Source organism: Mariprofundus ferrooxydans PV-1 (assembly GCF_000153765.1).
Lineage (GTDB): Bacteria > Pseudomonadota > Zetaproteobacteria > Mariprofundales > Mariprofundaceae > Mariprofundus > Mariprofundus ferrooxydans.
In genome coordinates this window covers 262,499-281,388 of the sequence record NZ_DS022295.1, presented here as the reverse complement: position 1 = coordinate 281,388, position 18,890 = coordinate 262,499, and the positions used below count along the sequence as shown (strand labels likewise).

The 18,890-nt window shown below is 53.4% G+C and carries 18 protein-coding genes; 13 read left to right on the top strand and 5 right to left on the bottom strand.

Annotation, left to right across the window (positions count from 1 at the left end):
* The first annotated feature begins 88 nt into the window (after nt 1-88).
* From SPV1_RS08155 to SPV1_RS08095, 13 genes are all read left to right on the top strand, one after another.
* Nucleotides 89-505: a hypothetical protein gene (locus SPV1_RS08155; protein ID WP_009850678.1), complete on the top strand. Its 417-nt coding sequence runs from the start codon at nt 89-91 to the stop codon at nt 503-505.
* A 97-nt stretch (nt 506-602) separates the two neighbouring features.
* Nucleotides 603-2,492: an ATP-binding cassette domain-containing protein gene (locus tag SPV1_RS08150; protein ID WP_009850677.1), complete on the top strand. Its 1,890-nt coding sequence runs from the start codon at nt 603-605 to the stop codon at nt 2,490-2,492.
* A gap of 124 nt (nt 2,493-2,616) precedes the next feature.
* Entirely contained in the window at nt 2,617-3,039 is a 423-nt protein-coding gene (locus tag SPV1_RS08145; protein WP_009850676.1) for a hypothetical protein, read from the top strand.
* An 88-nt stretch (nt 3,040-3,127) separates the two neighbouring features.
* Nucleotides 3,128-3,715: a Crp/Fnr family transcriptional regulator gene (locus tag SPV1_RS08140; protein ID WP_009850675.1), complete on the top strand. Its 588-nt coding sequence runs from the start codon at nt 3,128-3,130 to the stop codon at nt 3,713-3,715.
* A gap of 119 nt (nt 3,716-3,834) precedes the next feature.
* Nucleotides 3,835-4,311, top strand: coding sequence for a cytochrome c (locus SPV1_RS08135; RefSeq protein ID WP_040881757.1), 477 nt, complete (start codon nt 3,835-3,837; stop codon nt 4,309-4,311).
* A 226-nt stretch (nt 4,312-4,537) separates the two neighbouring features.
* Nucleotides 4,538-5,584, top strand: coding sequence for an efflux RND transporter periplasmic adaptor subunit (locus tag SPV1_RS08130; RefSeq protein WP_040881754.1), 1,047 nt, complete (start codon nt 4,538-4,540; stop codon nt 5,582-5,584).
* Nucleotides 5,568-7,316 carry an ATP-binding cassette domain-containing protein gene (locus tag SPV1_RS08125; RefSeq protein WP_009850672.1) on the top strand — a complete coding sequence of 583 codons (1,749 nt, stop codon included), beginning with the start codon at nt 5,568-5,570 and terminating at the stop codon, nt 7,314-7,316. The genes SPV1_RS08130 and SPV1_RS08125 overlap by 17 nt, the downstream gene beginning before the upstream one ends.
* Complete coding sequence (locus tag SPV1_RS08120) at nt 7,313-8,458, top strand: ABC transporter permease (protein WP_009850671.1); 1,146 nt, start codon at nt 7,313-7,315, stop codon at nt 8,456-8,458. Before SPV1_RS08125 ends, SPV1_RS08120 begins: the two co-directional genes overlap by 4 nt.
* 4 nt (nt 8,459-8,462) lie before the next feature.
* Nucleotides 8,463-9,593 carry an ABC transporter permease gene (locus SPV1_RS08115; RefSeq protein ID WP_009850670.1) on the top strand — a complete coding sequence of 377 codons (1,131 nt, stop codon included), beginning with the start codon at nt 8,463-8,465 and terminating at the stop codon, nt 9,591-9,593.
* Nucleotides 9,594-9,693: 100 nt separating this feature from the next.
* A complete protein-coding gene (locus SPV1_RS08110; RefSeq protein ID WP_009850669.1) occupies nt 9,694-11,628 on the top strand; it encodes a putative bifunctional diguanylate cyclase/phosphodiesterase in 1,935 nt (644 codons plus the stop codon).
* Nucleotides 11,629-11,836: 208 nt separating this feature from the next.
* Nucleotides 11,837-12,310: a MarR family winged helix-turn-helix transcriptional regulator gene (locus tag SPV1_RS08105; RefSeq protein ID WP_009850668.1), complete on the top strand. Its 474-nt coding sequence runs from the start codon at nt 11,837-11,839 to the stop codon at nt 12,308-12,310.
* Nucleotides 12,307-13,383 carry an HlyD family secretion protein gene (locus tag SPV1_RS08100; protein ID WP_009850667.1) on the top strand — a complete coding sequence of 359 codons (1,077 nt, stop codon included), beginning with the start codon at nt 12,307-12,309 and terminating at the stop codon, nt 13,381-13,383. Before SPV1_RS08105 ends, SPV1_RS08100 begins: the two co-directional genes overlap by 4 nt.
* A 26-nt stretch (nt 13,384-13,409) precedes the next feature.
* Nucleotides 13,410-14,912, top strand: a complete 1,503-nt coding sequence (locus tag SPV1_RS08095) for a DHA2 family efflux MFS transporter permease subunit (protein WP_009850666.1) — start codon at nt 13,410-13,412, stop codon at nt 14,910-14,912.
* Between the two features lie 132 nt (nt 14,913-15,044).
* Here SPV1_RS08095 and SPV1_RS08090 read toward each other — a convergent pair whose 3' ends face one another.
* From SPV1_RS08090 to SPV1_RS08065, 5 genes are all read right to left on the bottom strand, one after another.
* Complete coding sequence (locus tag SPV1_RS08090) at nt 15,045-15,764, bottom strand: methyltransferase family protein (RefSeq protein ID WP_009850665.1); 720 nt, start codon at nt 15,762-15,764, stop codon at nt 15,045-15,047.
* A 328-nt stretch (nt 15,765-16,092) separates the two neighbouring features.
* Nucleotides 16,093-16,956 (bottom strand): hypothetical protein, encoded by an 864-nt coding sequence (locus SPV1_RS08080; protein ID WP_009850664.1) that lies wholly within the window; start codon nt 16,954-16,956, stop codon nt 16,093-16,095.
* 266 nt (nt 16,957-17,222) lie between these two features.
* Nucleotides 17,223-17,537: a CcdB family protein gene (locus SPV1_RS08075; RefSeq protein WP_009850663.1), complete on the bottom strand. Its 315-nt coding sequence runs from the start codon at nt 17,535-17,537 to the stop codon at nt 17,223-17,225.
* Nucleotides 17,537-17,767, bottom strand: a complete 231-nt coding sequence (locus SPV1_RS08070; protein WP_009850662.1) for a type II toxin-antitoxin system CcdA family antitoxin — start codon at nt 17,765-17,767, stop codon at nt 17,537-17,539. The genes SPV1_RS08075 and SPV1_RS08070 overlap by 1 nt, the downstream gene beginning before the upstream one ends.
* A gap of 194 nt (nt 17,768-17,961) precedes the next feature.
* On the bottom strand, nt 17,962-18,804 hold the full coding sequence (locus tag SPV1_RS08065) for a hypothetical protein (RefSeq protein WP_009850661.1): 843 nt from the start codon (nt 18,802-18,804) through the stop codon (nt 17,962-17,964).
* Between the last annotated feature and the right edge of the window lie 86 nt (nt 18,805-18,890).

The window sequence follows — 18,890 nt, the reverse complement described above, 5'->3', positions numbered from 1 at the left end:
AGGTTTGACAAAAAAAGTGCATGTCATCTATAAGCCGGTAAGACCAATTTTTTGCAAATGTGGAATTTATCCACGGCAGGAGATAGTCATGATTATAGATACCATCATTGTTGCTCTGTTCTGTGCCGTAGTATTTGTACTTGGACTGATATTATGGCGCGCATCGGAACCCAAGTTCTATGAACCGGAAAAGCTACTCTCACGTGGTGCCTTCGACTCGCGTCATCACCACTTCACGCCGCATGAACCGCACCCTGTAGCAGAGCACCACAATGCCCCCCCGGCCCCCGTCGCACCCGTTGTGGCATCAAACACAAGAGGCACAACAGACCCTCTCGCTGATGTGGAATGGCTGAAACCGCAAACCCCCACTGTCCAACCTGCCACAATAAGCAGTAAGAGCAGTGATCGTCGCCGATGTCCGGACCGCAGAACGACTCAGGTAGAGGTCGCCATTGATCGCAGACAGGGTAACCGCAGGTCGGTAGCGCCGGCTTATGCCTGACCTGTCCTCTGTGCGAAGTTTATCGACCGGCGCAGATTGCGATAACAAACATAAACACGAACTGTTCTGATTCGCTCTGATCTGCATAGAGTGGCGCATGCTCTATTTCGATCGACTCACCCTGCGCCGCGGCAGCAAACTGCTCTTTGAAGAGGCCAGCTTCACTATCCATGCCGGCGACAAGCTGGGCATCACCGGTGCCAACGGCTGCGGAAAATCATCACTGTTCGGGCTGATTCTCAATCAACTGGAGGAGGATAGCGGCCAACTCCGGATGGAGAGAGGCATCATCATCGCTCATGTCGCACAGGAAACACCCGCACTGCCGATTTCAGCCCTTCATTATATCCGGCAAGGCGATGCCGAACTGACCGAACTGGAGACGCAGCTCGGCCATGCTGAAAGCAGTGGTGACGGCGAGGCACTGGCCAGGCTGCATGAACGCATAGCCGCCATTGACGGCTACGCCGCGACAGCCCGGGCAGCCCGCCTTATGCACGGACTCGGCTTTGCTCCGGGTGAAGAAGAGTATGCTGTAGCCAGCTTCTCCGGCGGCTGGCGCATGCGTCTGAATCTGGCGCGCGCACTGATGTGTCGCTCGGATCTGTTACTGCTGGATGAGCCCACCAACCATCTGGATCTGGAAGCCGTCATCTGGCTGGAAAAATGGTTGCGCGCCTACACCGGCGCCATGCTGCTGATTTCGCACGATCGTGACTTTCTCGATCGCTGTGTCACCCACATCGGCCATATCGAGCAGCAGCGCATGAACCTGTATAGCGGCAACTACTCGGCTTTTGAACGCATGCGAACAGAACAACTGGCCCAGCAGCAGGCAGCACATGAGAAGCAACAAAGCCAGATTGAACACATGAACAGTTACATTAACCGCTTTAAGGCCAAGGCCAGTAAGGCAAAGCAGGCACAGAGCCGCATCAAGGCACTGGAGCGCATGCAGCTGATTGCCCCGGCTCATGTCGATTCACCCTTTTCTTTCAGTTTCAGCTTCCCCGGCACGGTACCCAACCCGCTCTTGCGCCTGCACAAGACATCTGCCGGCTATAACGACAGAATGATCCTGCAAAACATATCCTTCAGCCTGTTACCCGGTGAGCGTATCGGCCTGCTCGGCCCCAACGGAGCGGGTAAATCCACCCTGATCAAACTGCTGGCGGGCGAGTTGTTGCCGGAGAGTGGCAACAGAGAAACGGCAAAAGAGTTGCGGATCGGCTATTTCGCCCAGCATCAACTGGAGCAATTGCACGATGAGCTATCCCCTGTTCAGCACCTGCAAATGCTGGATGATCAACTCTCGGAGAAACAGGCTCGCCAGTATCTGGGCGGTTTCGCCTTCCACGGCGATATAGCGACCGCTCCGGTTGCCCCGCTCTCCGGCGGTGAGAAGGCACGACTGGTACTGGCTGTTATCGTCTACCAACGGCCCAACCTGCTCCTGCTGGATGAACCGACCAACCATCTGGATATGGATATGCGTCATGCCCTGTGTATGGCCCTGCAGGATTTTGAAGGCGCCATGATTCTGGTCTCGCATGATCGCCATCTGTTGCGTACGGTCTGTGATGAACTGGTTCTGGTTGCCAATGGCGCAGCAGATCCTTTCCCCGGCGATCTGGATGAGTATGCGCGCTGGTTGCTCGCTTCAAGAGACGATGAGGAGACAACTACTACATCTGCTCAGCCAGCTTCGCGTAAGGATGAACGCCGCAACCGCGCAGAACAACGAAAGTCGCTGCAACCGCTGCGTAACCGGGTCAAGAAACTGGAAGCGGAACTCGATGCGCTGCATAGCAAAAAATCCGCACTGGATGCGCAACTGGCCGATCCGGATCTGTATAACGGCACGCGCGTTGATGAGCAGAAGAAGCTCACTATGGACGCTGCCCGGCTGACACAGAGCATCGATGATATAGAGAGTCAGTGGCTGGAAGCGGGAGAAGCGTTGGAAGCCGCCGAACGCTCTGCCTGATGGATAGTGATGCATGTCGATGTGGTTCGGTGGCTATGCTATTAACCCCGGTTATTTTTTCTCTGTTGAGAATTAGTTTATAGTGCGGCCATCCTCTGTTTCACGACCTGTAAGGAAGCCACTGATGAAAAACACACGAGAAACCCCGACATCCAATGAAGGTTGGATCATTGAAATCATGGACGCATATCAGGATGCAAAAGCCGCCCTCCCCTTTGCCGCAGCGGCAGGAAGAGAGATGCACGAAGCTGATCTGTTTCATATGGCACCGCTCGTCTGCCTGAAGTTTCGCGATCTCGGCAATTCGGATGAGCTTAGGAAAAAAGCAAGAGATGCGGCCATCGGCAGCTATATCGCCAATCATGAAGCAGGCAACCGTAACCTGTACGATCCGGTCATGGCATTTGCATTCTGTTATATGCTTGCCCATTACGGGATCGGACTGGTAGACGAAGATAAGTGTCAGAATATCCTGATGTTTGTTGAACTGAATCTGGCGAAAATCAAAACAGCTATTGCCAGCCTGACAGTATCACCGGCTGCATAGATGCGTCCGAGCGCGATCAGTGGTGTGGTCGAGGACCAAACCAGCGTCGCCATTGAATAGTTACCAGTCTACCGTAGATTGTTTATACATGGATCATTCAGAAGTCATTCTTCAGCGCCTCGTGCCGGACAAAAAACGCACCCTTCACAAAGGGGATCGCCTGTTTGGTCAAGGCGATCAGGTCGAGAATCTGTATCTCCTGCGCCAGGGCATGGTCAAGCTGATTCGCCATTCCATCGATGGCAATGATATCGTATTACAAACTGCCACTCCGAATGATATTATTGCCGAAGCCTCTCTATTCGCTGATGCATATCACTGCTCAGCCATCGTGCAGAGTCAATCTGCAGAACTATCCTGCTTTGACAGAAAAAACCTGCTTACTGCCCTTAAGGACAACCCTGATACATTGATGGAGATAGTAGAATTATTCGCTCACAGGATGCGTAAGCTGCGAGCACTGCTTGAAATCAAAAGTATCCGCTCTGCCAAACAGCGCATGTACAGCTACTTTCAACTTGAGGCAGATGCCAATAATGAGCTTAAGCTGCAACTCTCTTACAAGGAGATGGCTTATCAGCTTGGCCTGGCGCATGAAACATTTTACCGCAACTTAAAATGCCTTGAGGATGAAGGAAAACTGATACGAAAAACATCATCCATTCAATTGATCTGATATGATCCAAATCATATGGAGGGGTATGATGCTCTGGCAGTATTCGGTACCCTGCTGTTCCCCACAAAGTCCAGCCTGCAAGAAGCCATATACCGTGATATACAAACAAGGAGCATGACATGAAAAAAGCGATGCTAGCTACTTCCACAATAATATTGATGGGCTTTTCTATTTACGCCTATGCTGCAGATCATGATCCGGCGAATCATGGGATGAAGATGATGCACCAGACACATATGGCTGCGGATCAGGATACTCGTATTTCTCTTCAGTTATCTCAGGCAATGAAACAACACCAGTTGTCAAACATGCGCTCACATGTGGAAGCGATACAGTCCATCATAGGGCTACTGGCCGAAGAGAAGTATAACGAAGCCTCGGATGTTGCGCACAACAAGCTGGGAGCAACGCCTGAAATGCAGAAAATGTGTAATATGTTCGAGAACAAGGATTTCAAACAAAGGGGGCTGGCATTCCATAAAAGCGGTGATGAACTGGGCGATGCATTGAAAACAGGAGATCTCAAACAATCCCTGCGAGCGTTACATACAACCATGAACTACTGTGTAAGTTGCCATGCCACTTATCGCCAATAGTTGAGTATTGCCGCCTCCGGGCCTTCGGTCATCCCCCCGTCCCGGATCACTTCAACACAGGCGAGTGCTCTGGATTCATATCCCGTTCAGCAATACCATCTGCTATAACTGCGGCTGCAGTAATATCTGTTTGCCATTCGCCGCTTCAGGGGGAGTATCAGCGAGCAGACGGGCCCCACCCGCCGGTCTATAATGGCAACACACCGGTCAGGTGCTGGAGGAAACCATGAAGAAAGGCCTTCGTCTGCTGATTCCGCTTGTTGTGCTGGCTATCGTTGCCGGCATATGGATATGGCGGGATGAACAACAGAAGCAGGAAAGCGACACGCTGAAATTGTACGGCAATGTCGATATGCGCGAGGTACAGTTGGCCATCAATGGCAGCGATCGTATTGCCCGCATGCTCGTACAGGAAGGCGATCATGTGCACAAAGGGCAACTCCTTGCAGAGCTTGAAACCCAGCGACTGCAGGCACTGGCGGATAGCGCAGCCGCCCGCCTCGAGGCCCAGCAGGCAGTGGTTGCACGCTTGCAGGCCGGCAGTCGTCCTGAGGATATCCGCAAGGCCCGGGCCGACCTGGCGGCCACCGAGGTGCAGGCACGTGATGCCGAGCGTACCTATCTGCGCCTGCGCAAGCTCAGTGACAGGAATATGGTCTCCAAAGAACAAAGCGATAACGCCGCCACTGCCGCCGCCGCCGCGCGCGAGCGGGTCAAGGCATCCACCCAACTGCTGCAACTGGCCATACAGGGGCCGCGTCAGGAAGATATCGATGCCGCCCGGGCACAGCTGAAGGCCGAACAGGCCCAATTGGCGCTGGCCAGGCACAATCTGGGCGAAGCCAGCCTCTACGCGCCGATCGACGGTATCATCCGCAATCGCGTTCTTGAGCCGGGCGACATGGCAACACCTCAACAGCCACTCTATACCCTGGCCATCACCAACCCGATGTGGGTCCGCGCCTACCTGTCTGAAACCGACCTCGGTCGTGTCTCCTCCGGCATGCAGGCCCAGGTGGAGAGCGACAGCTTTCCCGGCAAGCATTACCGGGCCTGGGTAGGCTATATATCCCCTTCAGCCGAGTTTACACCCCAATCGGTACAGACCGAGGAGATACGCAGTCATCTGGTTTATCAGGTGCGCGTGCACGTTTGCAATCCGGACGGTGAACTGCGTCTGGGTATGCCGGTGACAGTCCTGCTTTCGCTCAAACAGCCCCGGCATGAAAGCAACAAGCCATGCGATCAGGTTGCCGATGCCGGACAGCAGTGATGTCGCATCCGGTGCCGTCGTCACTCTTAGCGGGGTAAGCCGGGCATTCAACACAGCCGGCGGTCCCGTGCAGGCACTGGATAACGTCGATGCCATCATTACACGCGGACGGGTAACCGGACTGATCGGGCCGGACGGAGCCGGCAAGACTACGCTGATGCGGCTGATCAGCGGCCTGCTGATGCCTGATACAGGCAGCGTGAATACGCTCGGTTTCGACGTGAAAGAGCAACCACTGCAGGTACAGGCATCCATGTGCTACATGCCGCAACGCTTCGGTCTCTATGAAGATCTCACCGTACAGGAAAATCTCGATCTCTATGCCGATCTGCAACAGCTGCCTTATGCCGGTCGCCCGGAACGCTATGCAGAGTTAATGCACATGACAGGATTGGCTGCATTCGCAGCCCGACTGGCCGGCCAGCTATCCGGCGGCATGAAACAGAAACTGGGGCTGGCCTGCACCCTGGTCGGCTCACCGAAACTGTTGCTGCTTGATGAGCCCACAGCCGGTGTGGATCCGGTTTCCCGACGTGAGTTGTGGGAGATCGTCTACAGACAGGTTAGCAAAACCGGCATGAGCGTCGTATTCAGCACCGCCTATCTGGACGAGGCGGAGCGCTGTGATGAGGTGCTGTTGCTGCATCAGGGGCGTCTACTGGGCCAGGATACACCTGCGGCCTTCAGCAGCCGCATGCAGGGACGAACCTGGCATAGAAGCCTTGACGAAGGCGTATCCAAACGCGCGCTGCAACACCGGCTGTCGCAGCTACCCGGTGTCATTGATACCACCATTCAGGGCGAGCAGATACGGCTGGTTATGGCCGCTGATACCGCAGCACCGGATGAAGCGAATCTGCAAGCGACTCCACCCCGTTTCGAGGATGCATTTATCGCCATGCTCGGCGGCGCAGACACGGCTGCAATCGTATCGGATCAGCAGCCAGTCCATATCCGCACAACCGATAACGATCAGCTCCCTGTCATTGAAGTATCCGGACTCACGCGCAATTTCGGCACCTTTCAGGCCGTCAAGGGGATCGACTTCAGCATCCGGCGTGGCGAGGTATTCGGCCTGCTCGGCGCCAACGGAGCCGGAAAATCAACCACCTTCCGCATGCTGTGCGGCCTGCTGCCTGCCAGTCATGGCGAGCTGACGGTGGCCGGCGTCAATTTGCGCGAAGCGCCATCAAGCGCCCGCTCCCGGATTGGTTATATGTCACAGCGGTTCTCTCTCTACGGCTCACTCAGTGTGCTGGAAAATATGCGTTTTTTCAGCAGTGCCTATGGACTGGGCCGACAGCAACGGAAGATGCGTATCGACTGGGCTTGCAAGCAGTTCGAACTGGGTGAGGTGATAGCGACTGCAGCCAACGATCTGCCTTTGGGTTACAAACAACGGCTGGCCATGGCCTGCGCACTGTTGCACGAGCCCGATATCCTGTTTCTGGACGAACCGACCTCCGGTGTCGATCCGCTGGCCAGGCGCGAATTCTGGCACCGCATCAATCTGCTCGCCGAGCAGGGCGTGACGGTGCTGGTCACCACCCATTTCATGGAGGAGGCTGAATACTGCGATCGCCTGGTCATCATGGCCGAAGGTACGATTCTCGCCGCCGGTACGCCGCACGACATTCGTATGGAAGCCGCCGCGACAGGACGACCGGCTGACACCATGGAAGATGCCTTTATTACGCTGATTCACCGACAACCGGAGTTTGCCACAGCATGAACGCTGCGCATCTGAATGAGGGCGGCATCAGCGCCATGCGACTGCGCGGACTGATGCGTAAGGAGTTCCTGCAAATTCTGCGCGATCCGAGCAGCATCGCCATCGCTTTTGTGCTGCCGGTGATACTGCTGTTGCTCTTCGGCTATGGCGTATCACTGGATGCGAAACACGTGCCCATAGCACTGGTCGTGGATGAGCCGGGAGCAGCAACGGCCTCGTTTACCGGCTCCTTCCGCCACCTCCCCTATTTCGACCCGCTAACGCTGCCGGATATGCGTAGCGCCGAGATCGCCATGCGCGAGGGACGTGTAGAGGCTATCGTGCATCTGCGCACTGATTTCGGTCGCAAGTTGTATCAACCCGGCGGTACGCCGGTGCAGATCATCGTCAATGGTGTCAATGCCAATACCGGCAGGCTGATTCTCGGCTACGGCAGCGGCATCTGGATCAACTGGCTGCATCAGTATGCGCAGATCAACCATATCCACCTGCCTGCATCGGTGCAGGTAGAGCAGCGGGTATGGTTCAACAGCGAATTGAGAAGCCGTAACTATCTGGTGCCCGGTCTGATTGCCGTAATCATGACGCTGATCGGAGCATTGCTGACTGCGCTGGTCGTCGCACGCGAGTGGGAACGCGGCACGATGGAAGCGCTGATGGCCACACCGGTCACCATGAATGAAATCATTATCGGCAAGATGGCTCCCTACTTCGTGCTTGGCTCCGGCGGCATGCTGATATCCGTGGGCATGGCCGTATGGCTCTTCGACGTGCCGCTACGCGGCTCAATCTGGCTCTTGTTCGGTGTGGCGGCACTGTTTCTGCTCGTCGCACTCGGCATGGGCCTGCTTATCTCCACACTGGCCCGCAATCAGTTTGTCGCCTCCCAGATTGCACTGATCGTCACCTTTCTACCCGCCTTCCTGCTCTCCGGCTTTATTTTTGAAATCAGCAGCATGCCGCAGGTGGTACAGATCATTACCCATATTATTCCGGCTCGTTATTTCGTAGCGCTGCTGCAAACCCTGTTCATGGCCGGAGATATCTGGTCAGTGATCTGGCCCAATGCTCTGGCGCTGGCTGTGATGGCACTCATCTTTCTGGTACTGGTCCGGCGCATTTCGCGTAAAAGGCTGGATTGATACGATGATCGCTTCCTTATCCGCCGCATGGCGGCGTATTGTTGCACTGGTCGGCAAGGAGTTTCTGGCCCTGCTCAAGGATAAAAAGAGCCGCTTCGTGCTGATCGGACCACCGATCATCCAGCTATTGGTGTTCGGTTATGCCGCCACCTTCGATCTGAATCATGTGCCCTATGCGCTCTATAATGAGGACGGAGGCGCCGTCTCCCGTCAGCTGGCCGCCCGTTTTGCCGGAGCGCCAGTCTTTGACCTGATCTCCACTATCCGGCGCGATGCAGATATCCGGCCACTGATCGATGATCGGCAGGCGCGCCTGATTGTGCATATCTCTCCGCAGTTCAGCCGGGATCTGGCACTGGGAAAACCTGCTCCCGTACAACTGATTGTGGATGGTCGAAACTCGAATTCGGCGCTGATTGTACTCAATTACGCCAGTAGCATCGTACAGCAGTTCAATGCCGACCGGCTGCAGCGCTCCGGCATGGGAGGGCCGCCCGTACACCTGGAGGTACGCGCCTGGTTCAACCCCAACCTGCAGAGCCGCTGGTTCCTGATTCCGGGCATCGCCGGGTTGATCACGCTGATCGTCACGATGCTGGTCACAGCCCTGTCCGTGGCCCGCGAGCGCGAACAGGGCACGTTCGATCAGCTGCTGGTGACACCGCTTCGTCCCGTTGAAATTCTGCTCGGCAAGGCGCTGCCCGGTTTCATTATCGGCATGTTTGAGGCAACGGTGATCATTGCGCTGGCCGTATTCTGGTTCGATATCCCGCTACTCGGCTCACTGGTGACGCTCTATACGGGCCTTGCCCTGTTTCTGCTATCGGCCATCGGCGTAGGACTGATGATCTCGTCACTGGCAGTCACGCAGCAGCAGGGTTTTCTCGGTGCATTTCTGTTCATGGTGCCGGCAGTTATTCTCTCCGGCTTTGCCACGCCGATCGAGAACATGCCGGAAGCGGTGCAGTACATCACACTGATCGACCCGTTGCGCTATTTTGTCGTCATCCTGCGCGATGTGTTTCTCGAGGGCACTCCGTTTCATCTGCTGATTCCCCAGTTCTGGCCGCTGGCCCTTATCGGGACAATCAGCCTTAGCATCGCCGGCTGGCTGTTCCGCCACCGTATGTACTGACATCCATACATCTCCTTTCCGGTGGTATAATTGGATTTTTTTACATTTTAGTGGCACACTTACTACTGTACGAACAAGGTGTCCAAATAGAGGGGGTTGCATGAAAGCTTCAAATGCGATCAATATGATCTGGTTGGCCATCCTCCTGGCATTTGTCTATTGGTTTCTGGAGCCGACCATTTATGCATTCGTGCTCCAAAAGGGTACGTTTACCGACAAGTGGTTGCATCCCGATGCTGAAGAATTGCGCACACGAATGAGTGTGGTTTCCCTGCTTCTGTTGTTTGGTGTTTACGCCCAGACAATGCTCAAGCGACAACAGCAGATCATGGAAAGCCTGCAAGCAAGTAAACAAAAAATCCGCCAGATTATTGATACGGCAAATGATGCATTCATCACCATCGACGCTGAGGGCAGCATCTCGGACTGGAATCCCATGGCCGAAATGATTTTTGGCTGGCCTGAGGATCTGGCCATCGGAAAGAGTATGATGGATCTGATTATGAATCAGGCTCCGCGCAATGCACTGATTGATGATATTCAGGAGTTTATAAACACGGGTTCGGCTCCATTTACACAAGGGCAGATTGTCATTACTGCACTCCATCGCGACGGCCATGAATTTCCGGCAGAAATGTCGATATCTCCGCAAGCGGTGGGCGCTTCCTTCATATTCAATATATTCGTGCGCGATATCAGCCAACGTAAAGCCGATGAGGAAAAGCTGGAAACACTGGCTACCAGAGACGAACTCACCGGATTGATCAATCGTTTTTCCTATAATCATTTACTTAAAAAGGAAGTAGCACTGGCAAAACGTCATATGGAGTCTCTGGCCGTTCTGTTCCTTGATCTGGACGGCTTCAAAAACATCAACGATTCCCTGGGCCATGATGTCGGCGATCAGTTATTACGCGAAACGGCCAACAGGCTCTCCGCCTGTATTCGTGAATCTGATACCGTGGCACGCATTGGCGGCGATGAATTTTTAATCATCATGCCCGGTATTAAAGATGTTCATGACCCCCGATTTTTATGTGAACGTATTTTAAACATGATCGGACAACCCTATCTTATTGGAACTCAGGAATGTTTTGTCGGTGCCAGCATCGGCATCAGCCTCTATCCATTGGATGGCGATAATGTGGAATCCTTGGTCAAGAATGCCGATACCGCCATGTATCAGGCCAAGGATAGCGGACGCAATGCTTACAAATTTTTCACTCCGGCCATGGGTGAGGAGGCGTTTAAACGCATGGAGATGGAGCGTGCCCTGCGCTATGCGATTGAAAAAAATCAGTTTAAATTACTCTATCAGCCGCAGGTGGAGCTGAGTTCCGGGCGGATACTTGGCGTGGAGGCACTGTTGCGCTGGACCCACCCCGAGTGGGGGCCAATTTCGCCATCCGTATTCATCTCCCTGATCGAAAATACCAATCTGATCCTGCCGATCGGCGAATGGGTACTCGATGAGGCATGCAAACAGAACAAGGCCTGGCAAGCATTGCATCCCGGGTTCCCTCTGCGCATGGCCGTTAACTTTGCCGCCCGCCAGTTTGCTCAGGCCGACCTTGTCGAAACAGTGGCAAAAGCCCTGCAGAAAAGCGGTCTGGCAGCGGAATTCCTCGAACTGGAAATTACCGAAGGTAGCGCCATGAACGATATTGAGCTAAATATCCGTAAAATGCAGGCCTTGAAGGAGTTGGGTGTATCCATTGCCATTGATGATTTCGGTACAGGCTTTTCCTCGCTTGCTTATCTGAAACGCTTTCCCATCGATATTCTGAAAATCGACAAATCATTTCTTGATGAAATACAGCATGGCAAGAAAGACGCCGCCATTGTCGCAACGATCTCCGAGATGGCCCACAGCCTGGGTATGGAGGTCATCGCCGAAGGCGTGGAAACAAAATATCAACTGGAATTTTTGCGTGGCCATGGCTGCGATATGATCCAGGGATACCTGTTCAGCAGACCGGTTCCTCCCGAACAGATCGCGGAGATCTTGCAAAAAGGCGGGAAGATCAAGGTTTAATCAACACTGATCAGGCAGCAGATCATACCAGTCTTCACGGCACCACCTGCTCCGTTGCAACATGCTGTTTTACCTGTTCATACCACTAGCCAGCACATTGCCATCACCTCTGCCCTCCGGCGCATCTGTTGATGCCTAGGCCACTTGACCTGATTAATACTGTCACCATATAGTACGCATTGCTTACTACTTACGTACAGGATGACACATGCAATCAGAACATGACAACAGTCTTGGCTTTCTACTGGCCGATGTTTCGCGCCTGATGCGGGCGGCCTTCAATGAGCATCTGCAAGGCAGCTCACTTACACTGGCTCAGGCCAGAGCACTTATTTACGTATCCCGCCATGAGGGTTGCCGCCAGGTCGAGTTGGCGGCCCTGCTGGAGATACAGCCCATCACGCTCGCTCGCCTGCTTGATCAGCTGGCTGAACAGGATCTGGTAGAACGCCGTCCGGATCCGGCAGACCGGCGGGCCTATCGTCTGTTTCTAACCCCTGCCGCCCCACTTCAACTGCGCGCAATCAAACAGGTCACGGATCTCATTTGTGCCGATGCCCTGCGCGATCTGGATGAGCAACAAATCAATACCCTGATGCAGGCACTGAACAAGATGCGCAACAACCTGGGTATCAGTGATTGTTCACCTGATAACACTGCACCTGTGGCGGTCGGATCATGAGCGATACTGCAAACAACGAGACTCCGTCCGCCGACACGATTACGAACCCAAAGCTACGGCTGCGCCGGTTGACTCTGATGATCGTTATACCCTGCATCGCAGCCATCGTTGTCGGGATTGTTTATCTCAAGGGCGGACGTTATATCGAAACGGATAACGCCTATGTCAAAGCGGAAAAAGTCGCCGTCAGCCCTCAGGTATCGGGCCAGATCACAGATCTGCTGGTTCACGAAAATCAGCCCGTCAAAGCCGGCCAGCTGTTATTCCGCATCGATCCTGCCCCGTTTCAGGTGGCGTTAGACAAAGCCGAAGCAAAACTGGCACAGGTACGTACGGATCTGGCCGTGCTTAAAGCCAGCTATAGCGAGAAAGAGGCGGAGATTGCCCTTGCGCGCACCAACCTTGTTTTTGCCCGCCATGATCAACGGCGCAAATCAACCCTGGCTGCAAACAAGTTTATCTCGGCATCCACCCTCGACAACGCACAACAGAGTACCGACACCGCCGAACAGCGAATCAGCGTACTGGAGAAGAGTCTGGCGCGGATCGCCGCAACACTGGGCGGCAGCATCGATGTGCCGATCGAAGATCATCCGGACTATCGCATCGCTATGGCCGAGGTCGATCAGGCCAGGCTCATGCTGGCCCGCACCGAGATACGTGCAGCCCAACCCGGCATCGTCAGCAAGCTGCCCAAAATAGGTCAGTATGTCAGCGCAGGATCGGCCGCGTTAATGCTGGTTGTGAGCAACAACTTCTGGGTGGAAGCGAACTTTACCGAAAAGGATCTGACCTACGTTCATCCTGGGCAACCGGTCACGATTCATATCGATACCTACCCCGATACGGCCTGGACGGGCGTCGTGAAGAGCCTGAGTCCGGCTACCGGCGCAGAGTTTTCTGTCATCCCGGCACAGAATGCCACCGGCAACTGGATCAAGATTGCCCAGCGTCTGCCTGTGCGAATCAGTATTAAAACGACAGCAGGAAAGCCGCAGCTGCTGGCGGGCCTGAGTACCACCGTGGAGATCGATACCAGTCACCACCGTCATATTCTGGGGCTCTCACTCTGAGCACAGCTGCCGTGACAAGTGCTACCATGCCTGTCGGAATACAGCGTGCCATGATCACCGTATCGGTCATGCTGACAACCATTATGCAGGCGCTGGATACCACGATTGCCAACGTGGCTATACCCCACATGCAGGGGGCGATGGGCGCAAGTCTGGACCAGATATCCTGGGTGCTTACCTCGTATATCGTCGCAGCGGCGATTTTTATGCCGCTGACCGGTTTTCTTACCTCTCGCTTCGGGCGCAAGCGCGTTTTTCTCTGGGCAGTTGTCGGCTTCACCCTCACATCGATGCTCTGCGGCGCTGCGCAGAATTTGCCGGAGATTGTGTTCTTTCGCCTGCTGCAAGGCATCTTCGGCGCCAGTCTTGTACCGCTGTCGCAATCCGTACTGCTCGATAGCTATCCGCGCGAACAGCACGGGTCGGCCATGGCGATATGGGGCGTCGGCGTCATGGTAGGCCCCATTCTGGGCCCCTCACTCGGCGGCTTTCTGACCGAGTACTACAGCTGGCGCTGGGTATTCTATATCAACCTGCCATTCGGCATGCTCGCATGGTTCGGACTGACCGCCTTTCTGCGTGATACGCCGATTAACCGATCCAGGCGTTTTGATATGCTCGGTTTCGGGCTGCTGAGTCTGGGCTTGGGCGCACTGCAGTTGATGCTGGATCGGGGTGAGTCACTGGACTGGTTTACCAGCCGGGAGGTGATCATCGAGGCCATGCTCGCCTGTCTGGCCCTCTATCTGTTTACCGTGCACATCTTCACGCATGCACACCCGTTTATCGAACCGGCTATATTCAGGGACCGGAATTTCAGTGTCGGACTGCTGTTCATCTTTATCGTTGGCATTATTCTGCTGGCTACCATGGCGCTGATGCCACCCTATATGCAGAACCTGCTGGGTTATCCGGTCATTGATGTCGGCAACCTGCTTGCTCCGCGCGGCGGCGGTACCATGGTCGCAATGCTCATCGTCGGCAGGCTCTCCGGAAAAGTCGACCTTCGCCACCTGATACTGCTCGGTCTGCTGATGACCAGCCAGTCGCTGTGGGAGATGTCCCGCTTTAGTACCGACGTCACGGACTGGGACATCATCCGCACAGGTATCACACAAGGCCTGGGCCTGGGATTCATCTTCGTGCCGCTCTCCACGATCACCTTTTCGACGCTGGCGGCACACTTCCGTGATGAGGGTACAGCGCTATTCAGTCTGATGCGCAACATCGGCAGCAGTATCGGCATTTCATTCGTCGTGGCTTATCTGGCGCAGCGCAGTCAGGCGAACCACGCCAGCCTGGCGGACTATATCAACCCGTTTAATCAGGGCCTTGAACACGCCGTTGAAGCCGGTGTATATAATCTGAGCACGCCGCAGGGGCTCTCAATGATCAATGCCGAGGTAACACGTCAGGCCACCACACTGGCTTACCTGCAGGATTTTCAGATGATGATGTTTATTACGCTGGCTGCCATCCCGCTGCTTATCCTGCTCAAAGCGCCTGCAAAGAAAGCATTGCCGGCATAACGTTGGTGGTAAGTGGACCAATAAAAGGAGCCAAACGACGCGGCAGTAGGTCCACTTGAACGCCCTTGTCAGGCAGCGTGCATCCCGGTTGGAGCTCAATCTCTGATCCGGGAGTTCCACCTCTCGACTCTCTCAGTATATCCCGGGAATCAAGCGATAGCGCACGCGTTGTGCATATCCCCGGTAGCCCGACAACTCTTCCTGCAAAGCCCGATCCTCAAGTGCGGTTCTGATTACCGCTATGATCAATGCCACGACCGCAGGAATGAGTGTCCACAGCGAGCTCAGCGCAAGCACAATACCGAATAGTGCAAGCATATTTCCGGCATAACCCGGATGCCGCACAAACCGGTACGGGCCACTGTCACACACCACATGCCCCCGCTCCGTCTGAATGCGTACCACGCTGGAGAAAAAGCGGTTCTCCGCCAGTGCCCAAGCAGCGAAAGCGTATCCGAGCGCAATCAACATGAAACCCATCACGATGAGCCATAACGGAAATTCGGGGGACCAATGATAGCGGTGGTCCAGACCTGCCACGATGACCATAGGAAACCCGATACTCACCGCCATCAATGGCGCAAGCACTTTATCCCAGGCTTTTGCGTTTTGGATACTTTGAGTGTTTTGTCTTTCGGCCGTCAATCCGGGGTGTCGCTTCTCCGCCCACATACGCCCGCCAATAGCTGCTATCAGGAACAGCAGGGAATAAATCCACCCCTGCCACCAGCCGAGGTCCCCACTGCATACAAATAAAATCAGCGGAATCAGGAGGTACACCACAACCAGCCTGATCCACTGGCGAGTGGATGTTGTTTGAACTGCCTCTTCACTCACCGCCTTCACTGACATGTCACCCCCAACTTAACGGATTTGAGTGTAATATAACTACCTTACAATTGAGCCTTGGGAGGGGCAATGATTCAATATTCAGGACATGACTCCAGATACACATCCTGCTCAAATCGCCTGCAAAAAAATCGTTGCCGGCATAGCGCCTGGCCCCCCCCCCTTCTTTTGATTCTTCGCGTATTTGCGAAAAGTAAACCCTACTGGCCCCACTGATAAGCGGGCCGGAGTCTGCAGTAAGTAATAGCACGATACGTCTGAAGGGCGACTTTCGGCCATAATCAGACATTCGGAATTAAGCATTATGTCTCCGGAATTACTCTTTAGCTCACTAAATATGACCTTTGTGAAAGCTAAAGAATGTATCTGTTCTTTTGTCGAATAGCCCCAAATCGAGGCCAGAAAAACGCCATTCAAAACTGTACTTGATCGGAACCGTTAAGCCTCCTTCCTCGTACAAGCTATTTACAAACATACGATCATCTAATTTTTGATCAATTTCAGTAATGATCCGTGCATAATGAGAACACATTTCTACTACGTACAATGGATGCCCAGACATCATTATTGGATTGCTAATATAGACTGTGCCTGGCGCCATTCCATGGGTGGTGTGTTTTTCATGGAGCTCCCACATCCTCTCGCGCTCGGCGGTCATGCTTTTGTCGTGGGCAGTATGCTCAAAAACACTGTGATCAAAGATCCCTATTGCATGGAATGTTTCACGCGACACAAAGGCAAAGAGAACATCATCAGTTCTTTCTGATAATCCACTGCTAAGAACATTCATATCCAAATGGAAGTGATAGAACCCCATCGTGTTCAATAATTGGTCTTTGTCTTCCCACGAATCTACCCCGTCATTTTGCGTTCCTTGGATCGGCGTATAACCCTTCCTATGCGCTCTTTTTGAGTGATAAGGGTATATGTCTTCTCCGTTACGAACTTTTTCTAGCAAGCGATTAATGTCTGCCTTCAGACTCGTCCACCGCCTATCTGAAGTTACTTCAGGGGCAATTTCCACCCTTCGCCGACGAGGGGGAACTATTCTAGTCTTCCAATGTAGGTAATGAAGCAACACGCCTTGCAGTCCCTGATTTTTCAGGTCGGCAAGTGTGGTCTTATCATTGGGAAAAAAAGGGAGCTCCTTAATAAGGTCTGCCTTCAGCTTTCTCAGTCGTTTTGATTCAGTCAAGAGCCAGCCCCGTCTTCTGGCAACTGGGGTCAGGTCTTGAATATTGAATCATCATAGCCCTCCCCTCTTTGGTAAGGTTAAATGTAAACCTTCCAATAGGTGAATGTCTATGTTTGGCCGTTTTACGTCAGTCACCAACGGCGAGATTCAGCCAGAAGCTGTAAGGAGAACTTCTGGCCGAAGTCGGGACAGCCGCTCGGTCAACCAATCCTGTACGAACATGTGACGGTGCCATTTGATATTACTCTGGTGACACATCACCGCATTCAAATCCCGGTAAACGTAAAATCCAATGCAGCAATAACCTCATCCCGATAACGTTGCACATTGCCTACCGGCTCAGCCAATATCCCTGCTGAAACAGCCGCTAACTCTGCTGTAGAAAGTACAAGCCTTTCACCATTAATCTCCAGAACCGGGTTTAGATACCGTAACGGTTTCGAGATAGATTCCAGCGTATAAAGCGGGGCTACAACCCGCGTGGCCAGCACATCAAGAAGATCAGCCTGAACATCGAGCAGATATGGGATATAAGTGTTCGTTTCAGGATTCGGGTTTCGATAGAGATCAAACTGCGCCATCAGAACTGACGCAGCCCGTCACTGAACAGCCCCTGTTTTTCAATACGCTGGTTATAGGCATTCACAGCCTCGCTGTTCTCCGCCAACCATACGGCCTTCTGCTTTTCGCGCAGAACTGCTACCAGAGAGGTTTCCAGTGTTTGAGAAAGATTAATATTCATTGCTTTAGCCTGATCAATCAGGCTTTCATCGATACGAAGGTTTACTGCCCGTTTCACCGGTTTACTCATCGTGAGCCCCCATCATTTCCATGCGCATAAACCATACGCACATTACATGAGCCCATCATGAATCGTCAATCAAAACAACTAGCGGGCTGAAGCTGGCGGGTTTAAATGTCGGGCTGGATGTCCGGAGAGCTCCTGGCCCTAGGCGGACACCCCACCCATGGAGCGTCATACTTCCTGAATTTGATATTAGCTGATCAATGTGCCGGAACTGCCTGCCACTCCTTGTAGAGACGCCGCTTCAGTTTGCTGCAGTCACTATAGGATTTGATTGAGTCACAAGTCCTGGGAAGCATGCTAGTAAAAAGCCTGTCGGCCTCATCCATCATCTCTTCGTCAGAGGGTACAGACAGCTGTCCACCAAAAACTATGTCATCGGCCAATTGTTTACCGAACGGATCATTCGGATCATTTTCATAGCTGCTCGTGCGATAAAGGCTGAAGCGACTGGTTGCCGTCCAGGCAACCTTCTTGCGTTGCAGGTCATAAATAATCCCTTCGACCCGCATACCCCGATTCACACGCTGGGTTCGGGAATAATCTATCTCCCCGCCATCGGTATAGTCGGGAGTAGCGGTCGTTCGATCATCTCTATCATTGCTATCGAATATTATGCGTTTGAAGAACACATAACGAATACCGGACAACTGTTTGGAAAGCTGCTCCAGCTCATTACTGTCCAGGGCTCCGTCTTTCACAATCGAATCACCATAGCGCATGAAATTCTCTTCTCCCACGCTCTGCATATAACGCTCAAAGGGAAGTAGACGAATCAGATGCAACTTGCTGCTCAGCTCGCGTGTGGCACGCGTTGCCAGTGCAATCCGTACCTCCTTGCTCCAGGCATTGGCGTATGAACCAACACCACCCACAATCATCTGCCCCTGCCACAGGTTTTCATGGTTAAAATCCGGTGACACCTGTTTGATAACAGCACCATTCGACATCTCTCTGGAAGGTGGTAACAAATTCTCCATCGCACAACCCTCGACCAGAAGCATTAACAGCACATAACCAGTAAACAACCGAATTTTGGACATAATCTCCCTCTCCCTCTTTAACAAGAACTTGTCCATATACCTGCCCGAAGAGCACTCGCAATCATTCTACCTAAATGGGATGTGCA